This window comes from Streptomyces sp. NPDC101151 (assembly GCF_044768335.1).
Classification (GTDB): domain Bacteria; phylum Actinomycetota; class Actinomycetes; order Streptomycetales; family Streptomycetaceae; genus Streptomyces.
Genome location: NZ_JBIWPP010000128.1, coordinates 1 through 2115, shown reverse-complemented (window position 1 = coordinate 2115; position 2115 = coordinate 1). Strand labels below are relative to the sequence as shown.

Genomic DNA, 2115 nt, shown 5'->3' with positions numbered 1-2115 from the left:
CACCCGGGTCACTGTGCTGATCCCGGAGACGGAGCCGGAGCGGCTGTGGCAGCGGCTGCTGCAGAACCAGCGGGGCGCGGTCGTTGCGCACGCCGTGCGGCGGGAGACGGACGCGGTGATCTGCAGGCTGCGGTTCCGGCTGCTGTGAGGCACGCCACCCACGGTCACGCGGCTTACTGGCCGGTACGGGTCAGGAGCCGTAAGAGTCCCGTCAAAGGTGTGTGGGCCGCCGTAAGAGGGCCGTCAACGGGGGGCCAGTTCCGGCCAGCCAGGCGCTTTCCTCTAAGCGTCCGTTTCAATCGAACCTCACTCCAGGAGTTCGCGATGGCCGATCTGGCCTTCGTCGTCACCGTGCTCGCGGGTTTCGCGCTGGTGGCTCTTGTCGCCAAGGGGGTGACGAAGCTGTGACCGTCGAAAACATCGTCGGCCTGGTCGTGGCCGTCGCCCTGCTGGGCTATCTCGTCCTCGCCCTGATCTTCCCGGAGAGGTTCTGAGAGCTGACATGGGTCCCGTACTGGCAGGCGTGCTCCAGCTGCTCGCCCTGATAGGCGCGCTGGCACTCGTCTACATCCCCGTTGGCAACTACATGGCCCGGGTCTACTCCTCCGACAAGCACCTGCGCGTCGAGAAGTGGATCTACAAGGGCATCGGTGCCAACCCCGACACCGAGATGACCTGGCCCGCGTATCTGCGCGGTGTACTCGCCTTCTCGGCCGTCAGCGTCCTCTTCCTCTACCTGCTGCAGCGGCTGCAGGGTGTTCTGCCGGGCTCGATGGGCTTCGACTCGGTCAACCCGGCACAGTCGTTCAACACGGCCGTGTCCTTCGTGACCAACACCAACTGGCAGTCGTACTACGGCGAGCAGACCATGGGTCACGTCGTGCAGACCGCCGGTCTCGCCGTACAGAACTTCGTCTCCGCGGCTGTCGGTATCGCCGTCGCGGTGGCGCTGGTGCGCGGTTTCGCCCGCTCGCGCACCGGTGAGCTGGGCAACTTCTGGGCCGACCTGGTGCGCGGCACGCTGCGGATCCTGCTGCCTGGTGCCGCGATCGCCGCGATCGTGCTGGTCGCCTGTGGCGCGATCCAGAACTTCTCCGGTATCCACGAGGTCGGCCAGTTCATGGGCGGCTCGCAGCAGTGGAACGGCGGCGCGGTCGCCTCGCAGGAGGCCATCAAGGAGCTGGGCACCAACGGCGGCGGTTACTTCAACGCCAACAGCGCCCACCCCTTCGAGAACCCGACCCCGTTCACGAACCTGTTCGAGATCTTCCTGATCCTGGTGATCCCGTTCTCGCTGACCCGCACGTTCGGCGTGATGGTCGGCAGCGTGAAGCAGGGTTACGCGATCCTCGCCACGATGTTCACCATCTGGCTGGGCTTCGTCGCCCTGATGATGTGGACCGAGTTCGCGCACCACGGCCCGGCGCTCCAGGCCGCGGGTGGCGCGATGGAGGGCAAGGAGGTCCGCTTCGGTGTCGGCGGCTCGTCGATCTTCGCGGTGTCGACCACGCTCACCTCGACCGGTGCGGTGGACTCCTTCCACTCCTCCTTCACCGGACTCGGCGGCGGCATCACCATGCTCGGCATGATGCTGGGCGAGATCGCGCCCGGCGGTACCGGTTCCGGTCTCTACGGCATGCTGATCATGGCGGTCATCGCGGTGTTCATCGCCGGTCTGATGGTCGGCCGTACGCCCGAGTACCTGGGCAAGAAGATCGGCGCCCGCGAGATGAAGCTGGCGGCGGCCTACATCCTGATCACCCCGGCGCTGGTGCTCATCTTCAGCGCGGCCTCCATGGCGCTGCCGACCCCGCCGAACTCCATGCTCAACTCGGGTGCGCACGGCTTCTCCGAGGTGCTGTACGCCTTCACGTCGGCGTCGAACAACAACGGCTCGGCCTTCGCCGGCCTGAACGCGAACACCGACTGGTACAACACCATGACCGGTCTCGCGATGCTGCTCGGCCGCTTCCTGCCGATGGTGTTCGTGCTGGCGCTGGCCGGCTCGCTCGCCGAGCAGAAGCCGGTCCCGGTGACCGCGGGCACCCTGCGCACCGAGAAGCCGTTGTTCACCGGCCTGCTGGTGGGCGCGATCCTGATCATCACCGGTCTCAC

At 66.6% G+C, this 2115-nt stretch carries 2 protein-coding genes; both read left to right on the top strand.

All coding sequences use genetic code 11. The features are described from left to right. Positions 1 to 404 precede the first annotated feature (404 nt). Positions 405 to 494 carry a K(+)-transporting ATPase subunit F gene (gene kdpF / locus ACIRU3_RS47690; protein ID WP_067057375.1) on the top strand — a complete coding sequence of 30 codons (90 nt, stop codon included), beginning with the start codon at positions 405 to 407 and terminating at the stop codon, positions 492 to 494. A gap of 8 nt (positions 495 to 502) precedes the next feature. Further along, a partial coding sequence (gene kdpA / locus ACIRU3_RS47685) for a potassium-transporting ATPase subunit KdpA (RefSeq protein WP_404070744.1) occupies positions 503 to 2115 on the top strand: 1613 nt, incomplete at its 3' end.